The organism is Bradyrhizobium sp. IC3195, assembly GCF_020193585.1.
In the GTDB taxonomy this organism is placed as follows: domain Bacteria; phylum Pseudomonadota; class Alphaproteobacteria; order Rhizobiales; family Xanthobacteraceae; genus Bradyrhizobium; species Bradyrhizobium yuanmingense.
In genome coordinates this window covers 1-1,489 of the sequence record NZ_JADYVG010000067.1, presented here as the reverse complement: position 1 = coordinate 1,489, position 1,489 = coordinate 1, and the positions used below count along the sequence as shown (strand labels likewise).

Here is a 1,489-nt window from a genome sequence, read left to right as displayed (position 1 = left end):
CTAGGGCATGCACATATCTCTGAGGCTCCATCCTGCTGAGACGGCGTGGAAGTATTCGAGGCCGTTTTTGAAGGTGATCGGGCCCGGCGGCTTGGACGATGGGTAGCCGTCCCAGCCGCCGAGACGGCCGATGATCCAGGCGGCCCAGGCGAGGCTGTTGGGCGGATGCGGGTTCTTTAGTCGCTTGCTCGCGGCTTCGAGTTGCTGGTTGAGGGCAATGAGCGCGCCTATTTGGCGGTTATCGAAGGCCGCGACAATAAGCTGGCGACTACCGTTGCGGGCCTGCAGAAGCTGGATGGTGATGACGGCCGCCTTGGCGGCGATCGCAACCAACTTGAGAAGACGATCGGCGGATCCGATCTGGCTGTTTTCGAGCTTGAGGCCTTGTGTCTTCAGGACACGGAAGAACTGCTCGATGATCCAGCGCTGCTTGTACCATTGGACGATGCGCCAGGCGTCCTCGATGCCGTTGACCTCGTGTGTGGTGAGAAGCCGCCAGTGCAGCGGCTCCACACCGGTTTCGGCATTGATCTCTCGCACATCGACCACCGCCAATGGCAAGCTTTTCGGCAAATGGCGCAGGAACTTACTCTGCGGACGAGCGAGCTCGATTGCGCCAAAGCGAAGTTCGAGGTGAGCCAGGCGGGCGGGCCGCGCGGCGCGCGCAGGCAGTTGGATCGCACGCCGATCCACCGCGGCCATGGCACTGCTGACCTCATACAAGCCGCTGCGATCGGCAAGCTTGCGATCATGCATGCTGCGGGCGATGACATGGAAGTGTTGCTCAGCCGAGCTGGCATAAAGGGCAAAAATATCGCTCTCGCGGTCACCCAGCACCGTCACCGCCGCGGCTTTGATGAGCAGCGGCTTGGCCGCCACGGCAGTGGATATCCAGCGCTGCGATTCCTTGTCCGATAACTCCCGATCGTCGTGCGAGGTCGTGCGGCGACCTGTGCGCGTCCATATCTGCCCGCTCAAAAGTCCAAGACAGTTCCCATCGTCGGCATCCACAGCCAGCAGCGGATGCAGCAGCACGCCGTGGCTATTACCTTTTCCGATTTCTCCGAGCCCACGCCGGCGTTGCGATGTGGTGTTGAAGTGGATCTCACTGGTGTCCTGGATCGCCAGCACGTGGCGGCCTTCTACCGCAGTGACCGTGCTTTCGCTCCAGCTTTCGATGATCCGCTCCGCCGTTACCTTTTCATGGCCAAGAAAGCGGTTGAACCGCACTTCCAGCGCGCGGTTCCCCCTGGAGAGCTGCCGAAGGCAGACAGTTCTGCCTGCAACCATGCGTTCAGCGAGCGCCGCCCCCCTTTATCGAGACGACGATCCCCGAACCGGCCCAGCGTCCAGTCAATCCGTGACAACATCGCGGCACCCCCGTCCAAACCATGGAGTGCAGCAATAGGAAGCACACAGACTCCCGATTCTGGAATCCCCGCGGCGGACCCGAGTCAATCCGTCGCACCAGATATGTGCATGCCCTAGC

General features: G+C 61.5%; 1 protein-coding gene. It reads right to left on the bottom strand.

Translation table 11 applies throughout. The features are described from left to right. Complete coding sequence (locus tag I6F09_RS37110; protein ID WP_225190197.1) at nt 1-1,290, bottom strand: IS4 family transposase; 1,290 nt, start codon at nt 1,288-1,290, stop codon at nt 1-3. Nucleotides 1,291-1,489: the final 199 nt, after the last annotated feature.